General features: G+C 29.6%; 12 protein-coding genes. 11 read left to right on the top strand and 1 reads right to left on the bottom strand.

What is annotated here, in order from left to right; translation table 11 throughout:
- The first annotated feature begins 16 nt into the window (after positions 1-16).
- The 5 genes from L3B98_RS11260 (at position 17) to L3B98_RS11280 (ending at position 7,070) form a co-directional block, all read left to right on the top strand.
- Positions 17-1,192, top strand: coding sequence for a Coenzyme F420 hydrogenase/dehydrogenase, beta subunit C-terminal domain (locus tag L3B98_RS11260; RefSeq protein ID WP_238916676.1), 1,176 nt, complete (start codon positions 17-19; stop codon positions 1,190-1,192).
- 131 nt (positions 1,193-1,323) lie between these two features.
- The gene (locus L3B98_RS11265; protein WP_238916677.1) at positions 1,324-2,145 is read left to right on the top strand and encodes a lysylphosphatidylglycerol synthase domain-containing protein; all 822 of its coding nucleotides are present in this window, start codon (positions 1,324-1,326) and stop codon (positions 2,143-2,145) included.
- 12 nt (positions 2,146-2,157) lie between these two features.
- A complete protein-coding gene (locus L3B98_RS11270) occupies positions 2,158-3,585 on the top strand; it encodes a DUF6056 family protein (protein ID WP_238916678.1) in 1,428 nt (475 codons plus the stop codon).
- Positions 3,586-3,798: 213 nt separating this feature from the next.
- The gene (locus tag L3B98_RS11275; RefSeq protein ID WP_238916679.1) at positions 3,799-5,193 is read left to right on the top strand and encodes a DUF6056 family protein; all 1,395 of its coding nucleotides are present in this window, start codon (positions 3,799-3,801) and stop codon (positions 5,191-5,193) included.
- Between the two features lie 194 nt (positions 5,194-5,387).
- Positions 5,388-7,070: an AAA family ATPase gene (locus L3B98_RS11280; RefSeq protein WP_238916680.1), complete on the top strand. Its 1,683-nt coding sequence runs from the start codon at positions 5,388-5,390 to the stop codon at positions 7,068-7,070.
- Between the two features lie 110 nt (positions 7,071-7,180).
- Here the strand turns inward: L3B98_RS11280 and L3B98_RS11285 are convergent, their stop codons facing one another.
- On the bottom strand, positions 7,181-8,308 hold the full coding sequence (locus L3B98_RS11285; protein ID WP_238916681.1) for a cadherin-like beta sandwich domain-containing protein: 1,128 nt from the start codon (positions 8,306-8,308) through the stop codon (positions 7,181-7,183).
- Between the two features lie 305 nt (positions 8,309-8,613).
- Here L3B98_RS11285 and L3B98_RS11290 point away from each other — a divergent pair, with 305 nt between their 5' ends.
- From L3B98_RS11290 to L3B98_RS11315, 6 genes are all read left to right on the top strand, one after another.
- Positions 8,614-10,305 carry an N-acetylmuramoyl-L-alanine amidase family protein gene (locus L3B98_RS11290; protein ID WP_238916682.1) on the top strand — a complete coding sequence of 564 codons (1,692 nt, stop codon included), beginning with the start codon at positions 8,614-8,616 and terminating at the stop codon, positions 10,303-10,305.
- Between the two features lie 317 nt (positions 10,306-10,622).
- Positions 10,623-12,383, top strand: a complete 1,761-nt coding sequence (locus L3B98_RS11295) for an N-acetylmuramoyl-L-alanine amidase family protein (protein ID WP_238916683.1) — start codon at positions 10,623-10,625, stop codon at positions 12,381-12,383.
- Between the two features lie 328 nt (positions 12,384-12,711).
- Positions 12,712-14,157: a cadherin-like beta sandwich domain-containing protein gene (locus L3B98_RS11300; protein ID WP_238916684.1), complete on the top strand. Its 1,446-nt coding sequence runs from the start codon at positions 12,712-12,714 to the stop codon at positions 14,155-14,157.
- Positions 14,158-14,674: 517 nt separating this feature from the next.
- Positions 14,675-16,903, top strand: a complete 2,229-nt coding sequence (locus tag L3B98_RS11305) for a cadherin-like beta sandwich domain-containing protein (RefSeq protein ID WP_238916685.1) — start codon at positions 14,675-14,677, stop codon at positions 16,901-16,903.
- 270 nt (positions 16,904-17,173) lie between these two features.
- Positions 17,174-18,481, top strand: a complete 1,308-nt coding sequence (locus L3B98_RS11310) for a methyl-accepting chemotaxis protein (protein ID WP_238916686.1) — start codon at positions 17,174-17,176, stop codon at positions 18,479-18,481.
- A gap of 516 nt (positions 18,482-18,997) precedes the next feature.
- The gene (locus L3B98_RS11315) at positions 18,998-21,052 is read left to right on the top strand and encodes an HD domain-containing phosphohydrolase (protein ID WP_238916687.1); all 2,055 of its coding nucleotides are present in this window, start codon (positions 18,998-19,000) and stop codon (positions 21,050-21,052) included.
- Positions 21,053-21,095: the final 43 nt, after the last annotated feature.

The following is a 21,095-nucleotide window of genomic DNA, read 5'->3' on the forward strand; positions in this document are numbered from 1 at the left end:
TTGTTGGAGAGAGTTTATGATTAATATAACTGAAGATAATAAAGAATATTGCTGTGGGTGCAGTGGATGTTTTCAAATATGTCCTGTTAAATGTATTAACATGTTTGAGGATAAAGAGGGGTTTAAATACCCACAAATTAATAAGGAAAAGTGCATATCTTGCAACAAATGTGAGGAAGTCTGTCCTATTATTAAGGAGAAGTTCCAAGTTTGCCCTAATGATAGAGTTGAGCCCAAGGCCATTGGTGGTTGGCATAAGGATGGAAAAGTAAGGGATAAAAGCTCTTCTGGAGGTGCATTTACATTGTTTGCAGAATTTGTACTTAGAAATAATGGTGTTATATTTGGAGCCGCCTTTAATGAGAATTTAGAAGTAAAACATTGTAGTGTAGAAAAACTTGAAGATTTAGACAAGCTTAGGGGTTCAAAATATGTTCAAAGTGATACTAAAGAAACTTACATAAAGGTTAGAGAAAACCTTGAAAAGAATAGAATGGTTTTATTCGTAGGAACACCATGTCAAACAGCTGGATTAAGTGAATTTCTCAATAAGGACTATGATTTGCTTTTTAAATGTGATTTCATATGCCATGGAGTACCATCTCTACTGGTTTTTAAAAAATATATAACTTACTTGGAAGAAAAGTATGAGGATAAAATCATAGAATTTAAATTTAGAAATAAAGATAAAGGCTGGCGGCAGACAGGTCAACAAATGGGAACAGCTGTAAGGTTCAAGAAAGGTAAGGTTAAACACTTTATGCCAGCGTATAAGGATTTCTTTATGAATGGTTTTTTAGAAGATTTATATTTAAGACCTTCATGTTATGAATGTAAATTTAAAACAATACCTAAGAATTATTCAGATGTAACCATTGCAGACTTTTGGGGTGTAGATGCAGTTGCTTCAGAGCTAAATGATAAAAAGGGAACCTCTTTAGTATTGATTAATACAGATAGAGGTGAGTATCTTTTTAATAAGGTTAAAGAAAAATTTCATTATAAGGAATGTGCTTTTTGTAATGCAATAAAAAGAAATCCAGTATTGCTTAACTCTGTGAAACCGCCAAAAGGAAGAAATAAGTTCTTTGAGGAATTGGAGACAAAAAGCTTTATAATTTTAGCAATAAAGTATATGACAGCATTTTCATGGGCAATGCAAAGAACTATGAAAATTATAAGAAAGAAGTGATTTTTATAAAAAGCAGGAGCCTTAAAATCCTTGGGGGATTAATTACTATAACGAGTTTAATTTTTATTATTAAAATCCTCTTATCTGTTAATATTGACTTTAGTGTAATCATAAATGTTAAAAATAACTTATTGTTATCGATTATATTAGTTTTTGGGTGTTCTGTAGGACTATATTTAGTGGCTTATGGCTGGAGTATGCTGGTTAAATTTATTGAGCCTAGAGAAATTGTAAACTTTAACTTGGCATCCATTTATGTTAAAGCAAATATAGCCAAATATTTACCTGGAAATGTAATGAATTTAATTGGGAGAAATGTATTAGCTGGTAAGCTAGGTTTTAAGCAAATAAGTATTGCAACAAGCACTATAATGGAAATAATTATATTTGGAAGTACCACAATGGTTTTAGCTTTCTTGTTTTCTATTACAAAACTGGATTACATGGTTAGTATTATTAAACAGTATATTAATTATAAAGTTAGCCTAATGTTTATGATAGCCTTAATACTGTTTTTTACTATACTTGTATTATATATGCTGAAGAAGAAAGAAAAATATGTAAATAAAATAGAAAAATATTGTACTATGGAATTTTTGAAGCTGACTATAAGGCTTGTTTTTTTATATGGAATTTATTTTATATATTTAGGAATTATGTTGGTTATAGTCTTAAAAAATGTATTCTATGTAGATATTAATTTGAATAATATGCTTCAGGTCGTTGGATTTTTTGTATTATCATATTTTATTGGATATATTGTGCCAGGATCACCAGGTGGAATGGGGGTAAGAGAGGCTGTACTTATTTTACTTCTTACGAGTATTGTTGGAGGAAATTTAGCTATAGCAGCAGCTTTAATGCATAGAATCATAACAATAATTGCTGATTTATTTTTATATTGTATAAATTATTTAATAGAAAAATTTAAAGTTTTGCCTAAAGTGATTTGAAAGGAGTAAGAAATGGAGCAATTGATTAAAAAATACAGAAGTAAGTTTCAAGATAATACGTATATGCCATTTATAATACTACTTATTGGAGAGATAATGTTACATTTATTGATTAAATTAAATTATGGCGACGATATTATGCTTTCGGGTGTTTTAAAAGATAATAATATCTTTCAATGGGCTATAGGTATGTATCAAAGCTGGTCTTCAAGATTTTTAGTGCAATTCGCATTGGCAATTGTTCTTGGAACAGGAGTAGTTTTATGGAGAATTATAGATATAGCTATGATTCTTTTATTAGCCTTATCCATATCGAAGTTATTTGTCAAAAATAAAAGGAACAACTGGATTGCAGTGGCTCTTATAATGATATATCCATTTCAAGATATGCGTACAGCTGGCTGGGGAGCAACTACAATTGGGGATTTATGGTCTTTAGCCTTAGGAATATATTCATTTGTTATATGGAAAAAAATAATATTTGATGAAAAAATAAAAAAATATGAGTATGTTTTTTCAATATTAGCAATTTTATATGCTTGTTCTGTTGAACAAATGTGTGGAATAGTAATTGGAACTTATGCGATTTTAATGATTTATATGGCTGTGAAAAAGAAAACTATTAATTGGTTTATGATTTTTTCTTTTATGCTTTCAATTATTAATTTAATGAGTATATTATTGTGTCCAGGAAATAAGATTAGAAATTCTCAGCAGATAATAGATAGTTTTCCTGATTTTAATCAGTTATCATTTTTGGGAAAGGTACAGTTAGGATTTTCTTCTTCTATGGCTAAATACATATTTGAGCCTAAATTTGTATTTATTATTTTTGCTTTGCTGCTTGCAATTTTAGTAGCAATAAAAGAAAAGAGTACAATTAAGAGAATAATAGGTTGTGTGCCTCTTATAGCAGTAATAACTATTGGTATAGGATGTTTTGGAATAAAAAAGATATTCCCTAATATACCTAATATTATAAATTCTATGACTAAATATGGAATAATAGATTTATGGAATTATAATAATATATTTGCATATTTCCCATTAATTTTTCTGGTTTTAGTTGAAGTGTGTATATTAGTTTCAATATATTATTGTTTTGGTAAAACTATAAAGACCTTATTAGTACTATTTATTTTACTTATTGGTTTAGCATCACGTGTAGTTATGGGATTTTCACCATCTATATGGGTTTCAGCGGATAGGACATTTATATTTATGTATTTTTCAATAATAGTAGCATCAATTATTATTTATGAGGAAATTAGTAAGCAAGCTTTTAAATGGATAAAATACATCAATTATTTTATTATGATAATAGCTATTCTTTCATTTTTTAAACTTATATTTTATGTTATTACAGCAGAGATTTTTGTTAACAAGGCTAATTTTATAAATTACATTAAAAGCAAATTGCAAATAGGCTACACTAAATAAAATAATTTGGTATAATAAAAAATAGTGATAATTTATTTATATATATGTTGTAAAAGAGTTGTTCAAAACTTAAAGATTTCAAGAGGAAATCAGCATTCATGATTGACTATCGAGTATTGAACATTGATAATTGCAATAATAGGTTTTTTATTATAAAAGTTATAGGAATATTAAGCAATGTAAGTTGATGAATATTTAATTAGGAGTGAGCTAATGTATTTTAATGAGAAGGTCAATAAAAAAAGGTATATTTTTATTGCTTTTGCAATAATGTTTTTTATTGCCCAATGTTTTATTACCCTATATCCAGGAGATGATACCTACTTCATAGAAACAGTTTCTAAAAGTAAAAATATTATATCTTTTGTAATTATGCGTTATGAAACTTGGGGAGGGAGAATAGCTAGTGAATTTTTTATAGGCGTTTTTTCTTTGTTACCTTTATTCATTTGGCGTATTTTAAATACAATAATAGCAGTAATGTTTGTTGCGTTTATTTCAAATATTATAAAGTTATCTATATCAAAAGATAGTTTTGAGAAGAACAGTAATATTATTGATTGGTTTGTTTGCTTATCATTCTTTATGATACCAATATCAGTCACAACAAGGGCTTGTTCTTGGTTTACTGGTAGTTTTTATTATTTATGGCCGACGTTTTTTTGCCTTATAGCAATGTCACCATTTATTTATAAAATATACAATAAAGATATATCTAAAAAGCATTGTATTATTGCAATGTTATCAGTATTATATGCTTCCTATATGGAGCAGACAGCTGCTGTATTAATTTGTTTTGGAATAATGACAATATTGTATTTATATAAACGTGATAAAAAGTTTTATTTAGGACTAGTTGCAGAAAATTTGCTGGTTTTAATTAATTTGATAATTTACACGCTATCGCCAGGTAATGAATTGCGTAACATTTCGGAAACTAAAACTTGGTACCTTGGGTTTGATAGTTTATCTTTATTTCAAAAAGTATATCAAGGTGTATGTTGGACTCATTCTCATCTTGTTAGAGAAACTACTATTTTAATGCTTGTAATTAGTTTGCTTTTATTTATTATAGTATTTAATAGAAATAGTAAATGGTCAGTTAGAATTTCAGCATTTATTCCGTCTATGTATTTTATAGGTAGTTTAACACCTATTAACAAAATGGTTTTAAGCACCACCAGTTATGAGTATCCCTATGATATACAAACTATCCTTGATAAAATATTTTTTAATCCAATGCTTGATATAGTGCCTGCAGTTATAAGCTCTGTTATTATTTTTAGTATAATTATCCTCATGTTCATGTGTATAAAGAACAAAAATGAGAAATATCTGTGTATAATTTTTTACTTAGCGGCCTTAGCCTGTGGATATATTTTAGGCTTTTCACCAACTATCTTTGCATCTGGACCACGTATATTTTTTATGACAAACATTCTCTTGCTTATGATAGGTGGAATATTATTAAAGAATATATTAGAAGAAGTTCCTATGAATAAAATGTTGTGGAAGCTAAGCAGTATTTTTTATTGTTCATTAGCAAGTATTTATGCCTTAATTTATGTTGGAGGAATTGCCATCAAGACAATATTTAAAATCAAGTAGAGGGGTCAATTCTTTGTATAAGATTGGAAGAAAGTCCATTTACAATGTTGAGTATTAATAATTGACCATTTCTAACAGATAAGATTAACTCTTATCTGTTTTTTGTTTTAAGAAACCTCCTTATGGGCTATAATATAATTAAAGGCGCACTGTGATATGATACTTTAAGTTTCAATAGAGAGGCGGATTATACAATGAAAAAAACTATACAAATAGGAACCTCAGATTTTAAAGAATTAATAGAAAAAAACAATTATTTTGTGGATAAGAGCTTATTAATAAAAGAATTTATAGAAAATGGAGCAAAAATTATCTTAACTCCAAGACCAAGAAGATTTGGAAAAACGCTAAATTTAAGTATGTTAAGATACTTTTTTGATATAAGAACTAAAGAAGAAACAAAAGTTTTATTTAATGGATTGAAAATAGAAAATGAAAAAGAAATAATGAAACTTCAAGGAGAGTACCCTGTTGTTTTTGTTACCTTTAAAAATCAGAAACATTTGTCTTATGAAAACTTTGAGGATGGAATTAAGGTATTATTATCTAGTCTATATAATGAGCATGAATATCTTTTGGAGAGCTCTAAATTATCAGAGTTTGATAAAGAAGAGTTTAGAGATATAATTTCAAGAAATCCATCCCAAGGACTTTTGGCAGAGGGGATAAGCAATCTTATGAGATATATGAATAAACATTATGGAAAGAAAGTAATGCTGTTCATAGACGAATATGACGTGCCAATTCAAGAAGGTTACATACATGGTTACTACGAAGAAATGATTGCACTTATAAGAAACTTATTAACTTCAGCTTTGAAGGATAATCCGTATGTTGAAAAATCTTTGATTACAGGAATACTTAGAGTAGCAAAAGAAAGTATTTTTTCAGGACTTAATAATTTAGAGGTAAATACGCTTTTAAGATATAGTTTTAATGATAAATTTGGATTTACTGAAGAGGAAATACAAGAACTTGTAAAGTATTTTGATTCTGCTAATGAACTAGAAGGGATTAGAGAATGGTATGATGGATACATATTCGGAGGAGAAGTAATATATAATCCTTGGTCTGTTTTGAATTATTTAAAAAATAAACGAGAAGGGTTTATGCCTTATTGGATTAATAGCAGCAGCAATGATTTGATTAAGAAACTACTTCTTAAAGGAGATAATAGCCTAAAACTTGAACTTGAAGATCTTATAGAAGGGAAGTCAATTAGTAAAGTAATTGATGATACTATAGTAATGTCAGAAGTTGAAGATTCAAATGAGAATATCTGGAGTTTTTTACTTATGAGTGGGTATTTAAAAGCTGTAAAAACAGAACTTGTTAGAGGCAGATTGAATTGTGAACTAAAGGTTCCAAATGAAGAAGTTCATATATTTTATGAAAATTTAATTGAAAAATGGTTTAAAGAAACCCTAAATAATCAAAAATATAATATCATGCTAAAAGCATTAATCACAAAAGATCTTGAAGTTTTTGAAGAAATATTTACTGACTTTGTAATGAAAAATATGAGTTACTTCGACGTATCAGGGAAGGAACCTGAAAAGGTATATCATGCTTTTGTTCTTGGAATGATTGTATATCTTGCAGATAAATATGAAGTTAAATCAAACAAGGAAAGTGGCTATGGAAGATATGATGTAATGCTTATTCCAAGGGATATTTCTAAACTTGGAATTATAATAGAGTTTAAAAGAATAAAAGATACAGCGTCTAAAACTATAGATGAAGGAGTTAAGGAAGCCTTAGATCAGATTGAAAAAAATAAATATGAAGCTGAACTTCAAGATAGAGGTGTAAAAAATATATGGAAGCTTGCAATTGTTTTTAAGGGAAAGAGAGTTGGAATTGTAAGTGGGGACTGACACTTGTAAAAAATAACTAAAAGCACTAGACATTAATAAGCGTCTAGTGCTTAAAAAATTCAAAACTAATTATGACAATTGATAACTTGTAATTGAAAACTGATAATTGATCATTTTCCCACACATACCCCATCAGCTCCAATTTTATATCCATCTACAGATGTATTCTTAGCCATATCTCCACCTGAATTTAAGTAGTACCACTTACCAGAAGCATCTTTTAACCAGCCAGTTTTCATTGCGCCTGTTTGATCAAAGTAATATAATTGATTTCCTATGTTTGTCCATCCGGTTGCTATAGTTCCGTCTGTCTTTTTGAATTGCCAAACTCCATTTGTTAAAGCATATTGAGAAATATTATTTTCTGGAGAATTAACAGTATTGCTGGAAGTAGTATCAGTAGTTGAAGTCTTGCTTGCATTTTTTGTTACATTTAAGTAATAGTCTCTTCTTTTATGGTCTGTAGTTACAATTCTGATTTTGATAAGAGTTTTATCTTCATCTAAGGCTTCAGTTCGGACATTTTTGTTACTGCCCTTAGTATCTACATCTTTATCATTAATTGTTAATCTATAATTATCTTGTTCAGGAACAGCTTTAATTCTAAGGTATTTTATATCTTGATCAACAGTTACATTATAAATTGCCTGCTCTTTATTGAAATTAAGATCAATTTGTTTATCATCAGAAGATAGTGATAATTGAGTTAAGTAAACATCATCGTAATCTTTTAATGTAACAGTATCTTCAGCAGAGTCATTATCTTCATCAACTTCTCTTTCAACATTAAGTTGATATTCTGTATTAAAGGAACTATCAAAATCATTTTTTGAATCATATAATCTTATGTAAATTGATTTCTTTTCACCTTTTTCGAATTTTATTACACTATTAATGTCAGCAAGCTTAACTTTTTCTGTGCCAACAAAAACACGTATATCTTTTGCATCTGCTTCAATTGTGCTTAATTTAATATTATCTTGATTTGAAGCAAGCTTTGAATAAATTACTATTGGAATCTTATCATATTTTTTTACTCTATTTTTTTCTTTGTTAGAAACACTGTTATAAATTGGTATTATAATTCCGGTAGATGTTGTTAGCCCCAAGTTTGAAATTTCATCATTAGAGTATGCATAAGCATACTGATTTCCTATATTCATGGTTGATGACATGAAAGTAGAAAAAGCAGCACATATTAAAGTGAATACAATTATTTTTTTGATTTTTTTATTCATAGAAATACCCCCTAAATTTTAACATGTATACGTTTTATTATAGCATTATTTATATGATTTAGAAACTATAAAATATTACGATTTTTTCTTTATGAAAACAATTACTAAATCCGCAAAACTTTCAATTCTAAATTAATAACTTAATAAGTTTGAAGCAACAAAACCAAGCAAAAATTTCATATTAATAATTACCGTTGAAAATTGACAATTATCAATGTCTGCACTGACCTAAATTGTAATATTATGCTATAATATGGATAGAATTTAGACTATTAAATTGAGGGATAGTAATTAGGAGGGAAAATATGTTGAAAAATATTAATAAAACAATATCTTTATTAGCAGCTGTAGCAACAGTGGTTTCTATAGTGCCAGTTAGTGCTAATGCAGCAACTAAAGAAATAAAATCTCAAGAGGGAGATATTTATAATGCCATAGCTTATAAAGATGGAGAATTCTACATAGGTGGTAAGCCTAATAAAAAAGATGAAGGAGCTTATTTTTTTAGTGATGGAAAATATAAAGAATTAGATAACATTGATTCAGAAGATAAAGCTGAAGTGTATGGAACCAAATATGCGGAAGTTAAAGATGGAGAATATTTCTTAGATTTATCAAATGGTAAAGTTTCTGATGATGAGATTAAAAATAAAGATTTAGATAGTGTAGGGGTTAATTTAAGAAGTAATATTAAATATGATAATGATGGAAGATATGATGATACTGATGCAAAGGATATTAAAGAAGTAACTGAACTACCAAAAGGTAAATTTGCTGAAGGCTGGTATGCCGCACAATATAAAACAAAATCAGCAGATACTAATATTAATGGTGGAGCAACTAGTTTTAATGTTTATACAGATAAATCTGGGAAGTATATTGATGCTGATTATAACTTAGGAAAAATAAAAGTTCAATTAGATGGTGGGAAAACTGCTAATGTAGAAAATACTAATGATGCAGATAATAATGTAAGAGGAGCAGTAACTAATGCTACAGTTATTGGACAAGACTCTAGTAATATTTATAGATTAGCAACAATTACAATTAAAACTACTAATGGTATAGCAGTAACAGGAATAGGTGGATTAACTTTAGGTATAGAAACTACAGCATTTACTCAATCGTCAGATAAAACCAGTGTAACTTTCCAGGTTATTCAGGTTATATCAAAAAATCAATATTCTAAAGGGATTAATGGAATTAAATATGCAAGAACCGTAACTGACTATATTGTTTGCGATAAAAATGGTAAGAAAATAGATTTATTAAGTGAGGATCAAAAAGCCTTTACTGTTTCAGATGGTAAATTAATTAATTATAAACTAAATGGAAATGACCTTGAAGCTTCAATTATTGAATTAAAAAATAAAAGCTCTCTTTATTATGTTGAATTAGGAGATAATGATAATATAACAGTTCAAGACGGAGATAATTCAGTAGATGTTGATGTAAAGGGTAACTTATGGGCGCTATCTGATGATACAGTTTCAAAATTTGATAGTGATGGAAATTTTGCTAAGGCTTATAGTACAGATGAAGAATATAATGATTTATCTGTTTATGATCAGGATAATTTAATTGTTTGGAATTCAAGTGATGAAATTTATTCAATAATAAGTAAGAAAGTTGAATCAGAAGATAAGACAGATAAAACTACTAATACTGATAAAAACACTACTACTAATGAAACAAAGGCAGGCTGGGTTTCAAACAATGGAACTTGGAGTTATATCAATGCTGATGGATCGAAATTCAAGGGATGGTTTGGCAGTGATCAAACTTGGTACTATTTAGATGAGAATGGAATTATGGTTACTGGCTGGAAGCAGGTAAATGGACAATGGTACTATTTAGACACAGTTTCAGGACTTATGAAAACTGGTTGGTTTAATGATAATGGAAAGTGGTATTATTTTGATGCATCAGGAGCAATGCAGAAAAATACATCAATTGGAGGCTATAAATTAGATGCCAATGGTGTATGGGTTGGCTAAAGCTTTTATATTTATATAAGCTCTAATTAAGACTGAATAAATCCCTTCAGGAAATCCTGGAGGGATTTTGCTATTAATTAATAAATATGTGTTTAATTTCGGTAAGTTCCGCATATGTTACTTTATTCATTTCTAAATATTAATTTCCAAGTACTATAAAAAATTCATGCAATAACAATAATTTTATTAAAAAAATAGGTATAAAATTGAAAAAAATACGTATAATTATGTGGACAATGTCGAATTGGGTTGATATAATTATATTTGTAAAGTTGCTAAATAAAAACAAAAGATTAAATTTCGGGAGGAATATACAAATGATAAAAAGAATGAGTAAAGTAACTTCAGTATTAGTAGCTGCTGCAGCTATTATTTCAATGGCTCCAGCAAATGCTGCTGATTACAAGAAAATTGATTCACAAGAAGGAACTGTATATAATGCAGTAGCATATAAGGATGGAAAGTTCTTTGTTGATGCGGAAATCAATGATAAAGATGATGCTACATATTATTTAGCAGATGGAAAGTATAATGATTTAGCAGACATTGATACAGGATCAACAGTTAGTGCTTATGGTTCTAAGTACTTAAATGTTGGAAATGGTGATTATTTTGTCGATTTATCTAATGGTAAAGTGACAGATGAAAATGTTGAGTCTAATGCACAAGATGATACTTCTTCTGCTTTAAGAAAGAATATCAAAAAAGATACAGATGGAAGATATGATACTGCTGATGTAGCAACAATGAAAAACTTAGATGGAACAGATGGTCAAGCTCTTCCAGGAAATAAATTTACAGATTTATGGTATGGAACTACATATGCAAGTCATAATGCAACAAATGATTCTGCTGCTAGATTAAATGTTTATACAGATGCTAATGGAAATTACATTGATGCTGACTACAACTTAGGATCAATCAAAGTTACAACAACTGCATCTGGTGCTGCTGACAAAACTGTTACAGTATCAAATACTCATGATAAATATAATGGTGCAGGAACTGCAACAAATGGTGTATCAGCATCTGTAGGAACTGAAAATGTAATTGGACAAGATGCTAACTACATATATAGAACTGCAAAAGTTACTATTAAAACAGTTGCTGGAATTTCAGTAAGCAAAATCAATGGATTAGCTCTTTATGGAACAACTACTGCATTTAATACAGCAACAGCTGGAGAAGTAAGTTTCACTGTTATCCAAAAGATCTCAAAAGCACAAGCTTCTGATGATATTGATGGAGCAAAATATGCTAAATCAGTTTCTACATATGTAGTATCAGATGATGCTGGTGTAGATGCAAGTGCAAGCTTATTAGGAAAATACACTGTTGCTAATGGAAAAGTAGTTGCTTACAGTGAAGATTCAGATTCAGTACAAACTCAAACAATGACTTTAAGCTCAACACATGGATATAACTATGTAGATGCAGCTGATAAAGCAGACGAAACTGCAGAAGTTAACACTAATGGAGATTTAGCAGTTGATACAGATGTAAATGGAAATATTTACAGATTATCAGGCGGATATATCTACAAATGGGATAATGATGCTGCTTGGGATAAATTATACAAAGTAGATGGCGCTTTAAATGAAATGTCAGTTTACGATGCAGACAATATCGTAACTTGGAATGAAAAAGATGCAGTTTACTCAGTAATTGGATCAAAAGATTCAACACCTGAAACTCCAGTTGAAAATCCAACAAATAAAGGATGGGTTAAGACTGATGCAGGTTGGACATACTACAAGGCTGATGGTACTCAAACTAAAGGACAATGGGTTAACGATGGTGGAGTTTGGTACATGATCAAAGCTGATGGAATCATGGCTACTGGTTGGTACAATGATAATGGTACTTGGTACTTCTTACAAGGTTCAGGAGCAATGAAAACTGGTTGGTTAAATGACAATGGAACTTGGTATTACTTACAACCATCAGGAGCAATGAAAACTGGTTGGTTCTTAGATACTGATGGAAATTGGTACTTCTTAAATGCATCAGGATCAATGGCAGCTAACACTACTGTTGATGGATACAAATTAGGTGCATCAGGAGCATGGATTAGATAATTTATCAATAATTAAGAATTGACATTTGAGAGATGACAATTGAAGAGGTTAAAGTTGGGATGTTACTCAAACAGAAATTGATTTTCTGTTTGGTACATCCCTTTTTGTTCAAAAAAATTTAATAAAAAATTAAGGAAAATTAAAGGAAAATTAAAGGCTTAGTAAGTTTACAGTCATGTGTTAAGGTGTTAACATTAATATAAAGAATAAAATGAAATTTTATGTGGTTTTTTACTATTAATATATTTAGAAATAAAAATCAGATAACCAATAAAAGTACTTTAGTTTAATTAATAATTAAACCTACATGTGCAAAAGGGGGGAGAGAATGGGCAGGATATTTAGAAGTGTAATTATAGGGGCATTTTTTTGTGGGCTTTCTTTTATAAGTCCAAGCAGTCTTGATTTGGTTAACACTGGAGTTTATGCTAGTGAGAGGCAACCGTTTTTAAGAAATATTACTTTAAGTGACGGTTCTAAATTTAAGTTTGATCAAGATGTACACTCGTATATTGTTGATGTAGATAAAGATATAGATGTTATATCTATTAAAGTAAAACCAGATGAACCTGAAAATACAGTTAAAATAGATGGAGAAATTGTAACTAAAGATGATAGTTATAAAAAATGGATAAATTTAAAGAAGGGCAAAAATAAAGTTGAGATAGAAGTAGAAGATGCTAATACACAAGCTGTTTCTAAATATACTGTTTTTGTATATAGAGGTGGGAAAGACGCTGTTTATCTAAAGGATATAAGAGTAGATGATGAAACCATTGGTTTTGATAATAGTATTAATTTTTATAATTTGGAATTGGATGAAGGTACTGAAATGGTTGAACTTAATGCAGTTACAGAAGACGAAAATTATACAGTAACTGTTAATAAAACAGAATTAAAAGCATCTAATATTACAAGATTAAGATTGCATGATATGGGTAAGTACACATTAACTATCACTGTTACTGATAAGGAGACAGGAAGAGTAGGAATTTATACCTTAAACATTTATTTGGGAATACCTGTTACACCTGATGTTCAAGGAGCTATTAATGCAGTATTAAAGCCAAATCAATGGTTAATAGTAAATGGAAGATGGAGATATAATGATTCCAAAGGTGATCCATTAAAGAGTACATGGTTTTATGATAATAAATATAAGAGATACTTTCATTTTTCTGGGGCAGGAAATATGCAGACAGGCTGGATAAAGGACAATGGAAAATCATATTATTTAAATAAATTTGGAATGATGGAGACAGGCTGGGTACTATTTGAAGATAAGTGGTATTATTTAGGCGCTGATGGAGCAATGAGAACAGGCTGGCTTCAAGATGAAGGAAAGTGGTATTTCCTAAATGAAGATGGAAGCATGGAAACAGGGTGGATAATTAAAAATGGGAAATGGTATTGTTTAAATAATGATGGAGCCATGGAAACAGGCTGGATTCCATATAAATATAAGTGGTACTATTTGAATTCAAGTGGAGAAATGGAAATAGGCTGGACTAAAATAGATGGGGAATGGTATTACTTCAATTATGATGGAAGTATGAAGTCAGGAGAATGGTTTAAGTATACTGGTGATTGGTATTACTTGAATTTTGTTGGAAATATGAGACATCGAATTGAAAGTATTGCAAATAGTGGATGGCTAGCGCAGAATGGAAAATACTATTATTTTAATGAAGATGGAACTATGAATAATCAAACAAAAACAATTGATGGTTATACCTATGATTTTAACCAGGATGGATCTGTTAAATTTGATTAGGTGATTATAAATGCTCGAGAGTTGATTTTCAATGAAAATTGGTAATTAATTCTTGAGCATTTATAATTGAAAAAAGGCACCAATATATTTAAATAAATATGCACATATAAAAAGAGCAGCTATGCTGCAATTAGGATCTGTTAAATTTGATTAGGTGATTATAAATGCTCGAGAGTTGATTTTTAATGAAAATTGGTAATTAATTCTTGAGGATTTATAATTGAAAAAAGGCACCAATATTTTTAAATAAATATGTATATTATAGTGTAGATAAGGTAATAATGTAGTTTTTAAGATTACAAAGTAAAATTTAGTAGAAGGGGTGGTTTGTTTTATAGAAAAGCCTATATTAGGGGAAGCTGGTACTCATGCAATATAAAGTAAACATTTAGTTGATGGTTCTAAAAAATCTTGGTAAAGCAGCTATAAATATGGTATTATATTGGTATGAGATTTGTCGATTTTTATAATTAATTATCGCAAGTGAGTAAGACAAATAAATGGGGGAGGACTATTGATGAGGACTAAAAAATTTAGTTTAAGAAAAATTATATCTTATTTGTTAATATTTACTGTGTTTTTTACAGTTTTACAAATTGGAAACACGAATAAAGCTAATGCTGCAACGCAAGAAACTACGCAAGTACCAGGATTAGTTATAAATATTGGTGACTTGACGGAGAATGTTACCAGAATTGTAGACAAGGATTCTACAGGGGGATATATTTGTGAATATCTTCCTATAGGAAAAGGCTTAACTTTAACTTCTACTTCTGGTTATAGTATTACAAGTGTTACAAGTAACTCAACTAATATGGTGATTGGGCAAATTGGAAATGCTAGTGGAGGGCAAAATTATACAATTAGTTCTATAACGGATTATAGTGATTTTATTCTTACAGTTACAATCAAGGATAGTGCAGGAAATTCAGTGACGTATCCAATAAAAATGAGATTTGAAGCTGATTCATCTCTTGATTTTAATACATTGAGAGTTACTTTGGATTCTCAAACTCCTCAGAATTTTCCATATAGTCAAATAGATGCAAATGGAAATTATTCTATGAAAGCAGACGCTACTATAAATACAGCTAAAATTGAATTGCTAGACATTGCAGGAACTCCTATGACCTTCACTGTTAATGGTGCAAGTAGTAACAGTGTAAATTTAGTTGGTGGAGATAACATTATAAAAATAAAGAGAACTAATCAAAATGTTTCAAAGCAATATACCTTGGTAATTACTAAGAAAGGTCTGCCAAAGTTACAAGCATTGGTACCTTCAACAGGTGCTTTGACTCCAGCTTTTGATAAAGATGTTAATGAATACACTGTGACAGTTCCAACAGATCAAACTACAGTTTCATTTATCCCAACAGCTGTAGACAATTCGTCTACTATTAAAGTTAATGGGGTTTCTGTAGCTAGTGGAAGTAAGAGCCAAAATATAAAGTTAAGTGAAGGCAATAATGAAGTTGATATAGTACTTACTACTAAGGATGGAGATGTAGGAACATATATTGTAAATGTAACTCGTACACCATTATTTAGAAGTACAGGTCTTACAAGTTTGACTTTAACATCAGGAACACTTTCGCCAACCTTTAATAAAGGTATAACTGAGTATACTGCAACTGTTGAAAATAGTATTACTTCGGTTGGAGTAACTCCTACAGCAGAAGATCCAAATGCAACTATTACAGTAAATGGGAAAAAGGTGCCAAGTGCAGCAACTTCACCTAATATTAGTTTAGATGAAGGTGTAAATACAATTAATGTTAAAGTTACAGATACTAAGGGAAATACTCAGACTTATGTAGTAAATGTTACAAGAAAATATTCCAAAGATAATGTTAATCTAGCAACTCTTTCTGTAACAGATGGGACATTATCACCAAAATTTGATCCAGAAACTTATCTTTATAGTGTTAAGGTAGCTAAAAATATTGAAAAAGTTAGAATATTATTTTCTGCTCAAAATGACAGTGCAAAGATTAAAGTTAATGGAAAAGAATATACAAATGGACAATCAGATTATATTAAGCTTGAGGTAGGAGCAAACAATGTAGATGTACAAGTTGTTGCAGAAGATGGAACAACAACTACTACCTATAAATTGAGTTTAATCAGAGGTGACATTGAAGGTAAAAATCAGTGGGTACTTGTTGCTGGAGAATGGAGATTTTATAATGCAGCAGGTATACAAGTTAAAAATGATTGGGTAAAATATGACAATAAATGGTATTTCTGTGATATAAATGGAGATAGAAAAACAGGCTGGATCTTTGAAAGTGGAAACTGGTACTATTTGAATGATGATGGTATTATGATAACTGGCTGGCAATATGATAAAGGTTATTGGTACTACCTTCAAGGTGATGGTTCAATGAGGACTAATGCCTGGGCTACTTATGATGGAAAATGGTATTACTTCAATAATTATGGACAACTACAAACTGGTTGGTATTTTTATAAAGGAAAATACTATTATATGGATGACCATGGAGTAATGCAAAAGGGTTGGGTAACTTACGATAAGAACAAGTATTACTTAAATGATGATGGTTCCATGAGAACAGGATGGTTATATACTGGAAAGATATGGTACTATTTGGATGACAGTGGAATGATGGTAAGAGGCTGGAAAAATATAGGCGGCAAGAACTATTATTTCGACGCAAATGGAGTTATGAAAACAGGAATGTTCTTCCTTGATGGTCAATGGATAAATTTGAATAATGCTTAATTTATGATTAAATGACAGGTTGTTTTGATATATATAAAATAACCTGTCATTTATTTATGAAATAAGTACAAAGTTTGAGTGTAGATTATCAATTAAAGTGGTTGCTGTTGCTGTTTTTGATTAAGAATTTAACATTAAGCTTTATTGAATATATAAGGGAAAAATGGTATTATAAATGCAATAAGAAAGGAGTGGGTAATTTACATAATTAGTCTCGTTTTTGTTTGTATTACATGATATTACAGGATAAGGAAATCAGGGGGAATGAAGATGGACGGAAATAAAAAAAATATATCTCTTAAGGCTAAACTCATAATAACATATGTAATTATGAGTGTTTTGGTACTTATATCGGGATTTGTAAATTTCAAACAACTTTCGGATATAAGAAATGGTTTGGCTAATGGAGATACAATAGCTAGCGACATTATTACAACAACAGGACTGTGCGTTATAAGTGTTGTTATAGCAGTGATTGCAGCAATGTATATGAATAAAAGTATAATTAAAAGATTAAATAACCTACAGACGTTTGCAAAGCAATTAGCAGCATATGATTTTACAGAAGAATGTGAAATAGCTAAAAATGATGAAATTGGAAATACTGGAAGGGAATTAAATATTGCCCAAAAGAACATTAGAGAACTTATTGCAATAATACTTAATGAATCATCAAATATGAGTGCATTAAGCCAAGAATTATCAGCAAACATAGAAGAAGTTACAGCTAAACTTGAAGAAGTTGATAGGTCTTCAAAAAATATAAATGTAACTATGACTGAAACAAGTGCTACAGCTGAGGAAATCGCAGCTTCTATAGAAGAAGTAAATACTAATATGGAAGGATTAGCTGGTAAAGCTGAAGCAGGAAGTACTAATGCTGAAAAGATTAAGAAAAGAGCTGAAGGTATAAAGAATGATAGCCAAATAGCAATAAGAAATACAGCTCAAATTAGAGATCAAAAAGAAAAGAACATTGCAAAAGCAATACAAGATGCAAAGGTTGTTGAAGAAGTTAAAGTTATGGCAGGTGCAATAGCAGATATAGCTGAACAAACTAATTTGTTAGCTTTAAATGCAGCAATTGAAGCAGCAAGAGCAGGGGAATCTGGAAAAGGTTTTGCAGTTGTTGCAGAAGAAATTAGAAAGCTTGCAGAGGAATCTTCACAAACTGTTCTTACAATTCAAGACACAATAGGAAAAATTAATGAGGCTGTTAAAAATCTATCTGAAAATAGTAATGATATACTTAATTTTATGTCAACTGAAGTGGACAAACAGTTACAAGATTATGCTAAGGTTGGAGAAAAATATAGCAATGATGGTGAATTTGTGAGCACTATGTCAGAAGAGTTAGTTTCAATGGCACAAGAAGTTGAAGCTACAGTTGAACAAATTAATCAAGCTCTTCAAAGTACAGCAGCAGATGTTCAAAAGTCATCAGTAAGTAGTGAAAACATACAAGCTGAAATTGGAAGAAGTTCTTCTGCTATGGAACAAGTTGCTCATGCTGCAACAGAACAAGCAAAAATAGCAATACACTTAAATGAATTGGTACAAAAATTCAAAGTGAAATAATGAGATTTTATTAGTATAGATATCCAAAGCGAGAATTAGACTTATGCAACAATTACCGAAATCAGATACATTTATCTTCCACAGGACTAGTGAAATTTTCGTTGGAAGGTTCTAAATGGCGGCTTGTCATCATTTCAGCGTGTTCCAGATGTAAAATCTGGACAAGCTTTAAATGAAACAGGCCCCCATTAAGAACCATCATCAGCTCAATTTCACATGCCTGCTTCCAGAAAAATGCATCTGATTTCTAGTGTAGTGTTACGATTATAATTTCTCAATAATACATATATATTACATTTATAAGTTGAATGATTAAATTGGATATCTATATATGAGTTCTAATTAAAATTATACATTGCAATTAAACATTTTAATTGGAAAATATATATTAAATTATAGCCATCAAGCTAAGTTGTATATTATATACAACTAGTATGATGGCTATTTATGAGTACACTGAACATATGATTAACTGAAAGTATGAAGCTATACTTTAATGTTGAGGAGATGTATTTTATGAGTATCAAACATAAAACATTATTAATTGGCTTTTTAAGTATGTTATCAATAATAGGAATAACTATTTCAATATTTAATTTTTCCTATTTTGGATATATAGACAAGGAACACGAACGAAGATTAAAAAGGAATTTTGAAGTAATAGATTATTTGATTAATAGAGAAGAAGATAATATGCAACGGCTTATTACTGATTGGGGACAATGGGATGACACTTATAGGTTTATAACTGAACCAAATCAAGAATTTGTTAATTCAAATTTGCAGGAGGAGACAATAGAAAATTTAAATTTAAAAAGCATTGTCTTTTTGGATAATAATAAAAAGATTGTATATTCAAAAGAAAGTCCAATTTCTAAAGAGTTTAGTAAGAATATCGTTGAAAAGCTTTTAGGAGTTAATACTAATTTTAATGGTAATCAAGGAAAGAATGGATTGTTGTCTTATAAAGAGAAAACTTATATAGTGGCAATAATACCTGTAACCTCTTCTGATAAGCATGCAAAAAGCAATGGTTTTATAATTATGGCTCGTGAAGTTGACAAAAATATAATAAATTATATAGAAGAAGTTGCTGGCGTTAGATTAACATTAAGTGATTTTCAACAAGAAAATTATAAACAAAATGATGAAGTTTCGTTTATAAACATAGATAATAATACGGTTATTTATAATAAAAAATATTCTGAAGCCGTTAAAATAATAAAAGACATTAATGGGGAAAGTTCAATTAGCGTCAGTTTGATAGATAACGGTTATAATAATGATCAAATTGGTTATTTTTTTAAAAGTTTTATTCTCCAATTTTTAGGCTTGATTGTTATTGTTTTAATAATTGATGTTTTAATTATTAATAAATATATTTTAAAGAGACTATTGAAATTAACAAAATTCATGGAGCAAGTTGGTAAGTCTAAAGATACCTCTTTAAATATTGAAATTTCGGGGAAAGATGAAATTTACAAATTAGCAGCTGCAACAAATAAAATGCTTTCGGAACTTAATTGTGCCAATGATGAAATAAGATTTTTAAGTTATTGTGATAAGCTTACTAAGCTTAACAACAGAGCATATATGGAAAAAATACTTGATGAATTAGATGAGAATAAGTTTGAGAATTATTTTATTTTAATGGGAGATCTTAATGGATTAAAATTAACTAATGATGCTTTAGGTCACTTTGAGGGTGATAAGTTACTTGTTCTTGTAGGGAAAATACTTAAAGAAATTTGTGCTGAGGATGATGTTATTTCTAGATGGGGTGGAGATGAATTTGTAATATTAGTTAGAAATAAAGATTCTTATTATGTTTCTGATTTAATAGATAGAATAAAAGAAAAATGTAATAACGAAACAGAGTTTCACTTTAAAATAAGTATAGCGTGGGGATATGCTGGATACTATGAAGAAAATTCTAATACAGAAAATGTTATGAGTTTGGCTGAAAAGAGAATGTATAGAAGTAAGCTTATGGAAAATAAAAGCGCAAGAAGTGCAGCTATACAGTCGCTTTTGAAAACCTTGCATGAAAAAGATAGCGAAACGGAAGAACATACTATAAGGATTAAATGGTTAAGTTTGAAACTAGGCAAAAAGCTTGGATTAACAACAGAAAAACTTGATGAGTTAGAACTTCTTTCTTCCTTGCATGATATAGGGAAAATAGGTATACCAGAGAATATTTTAATGAAGCCTGGAAAGCTTACAGATGAAGAATGGGTTGTTATGAAAACTCATTGTGATATAGGATATAGAATAGCTTCTTCAACCCCTGAATTAGCTCATATTGCAAACAAAATATTGGCTCATCATGAAAGGTATGATGGTACAGGCTATCCTAACAAACTTAAGGGAGAAGAAATACCATTATTATCAAGGATTATAAGTATTGTTGATTCCTATGATGTTATGACTCATAGAAGAATTTATAAAGAAACTTATGAAAAAGAATATGTTATTGAGGAGCTTAAAAAATGTTCAGGAACACAATTTGATCCACATTTGGTAAAAGAGTTTATAAAATTATTAGAAGAACAAAATATTTTATTGTAGATATAAGTTCTAATTAAAAAAAATTTGTGATTAAAGTGATTGC

This window comes from Clostridium sp. YIM B02555 (genome assembly GCF_022320955.1).
Lineage (GTDB): Bacteria > Bacillota > Clostridia > Clostridiales > Clostridiaceae > Clostridium > Clostridium saccharoperbutylacetonicum.

Excerpts from the sequence above, each read along its gene's own strand:
- L3B98_RS11315 (WP_238916687.1), top strand. The coding sequence starts at position 18,998 with ATGAGTATCAAACATAAAACATTATTAATTGGCTTTTTAAGTATGTTA.
- L3B98_RS11280 (WP_238916680.1), top strand. The coding sequence starts at position 5,388 with ATGAAAAAAACTATACAAATAGGAACCTCAGATTTTAAAGAATTAATA.
- L3B98_RS11260 (WP_238916676.1), top strand. The coding sequence starts at position 17 with ATGATTAATATAACTGAAGATAATAAAGAATATTGCTGTGGGTGCAGT.
- L3B98_RS11275 (WP_238916679.1), top strand. The coding sequence starts at position 3,799 with ATGTATTTTAATGAGAAGGTCAATAAAAAAAGGTATATTTTTATTGCT.
- L3B98_RS11295 (WP_238916683.1), top strand. The coding sequence starts at position 10,623 with ATGATAAAAAGAATGAGTAAAGTAACTTCAGTATTAGTAGCTGCTGCA.
- L3B98_RS11290 (WP_238916682.1), top strand. The coding sequence starts at position 8,614 with ATGTTGAAAAATATTAATAAAACAATATCTTTATTAGCAGCTGTAGCA.
- L3B98_RS11270 (WP_238916678.1), top strand. The coding sequence starts at position 2,158 with ATGGAGCAATTGATTAAAAAATACAGAAGTAAGTTTCAAGATAATACG.
- L3B98_RS11300 (WP_238916684.1), top strand. The coding sequence starts at position 12,712 with ATGGGCAGGATATTTAGAAGTGTAATTATAGGGGCATTTTTTTGTGGG.
- L3B98_RS11310 (WP_238916686.1), top strand. The coding sequence starts at position 17,174 with ATGGACGGAAATAAAAAAAATATATCTCTTAAGGCTAAACTCATAATA.
- L3B98_RS11305 (WP_238916685.1), top strand. The coding sequence starts at position 14,675 with ATGAGGACTAAAAAATTTAGTTTAAGAAAAATTATATCTTATTTGTTA.
- L3B98_RS11285 (WP_238916681.1), bottom strand. The coding sequence starts at position 8,308 with ATGAATAAAAAAATCAAAAAAATAATTGTATTCACTTTAATATGTGCT.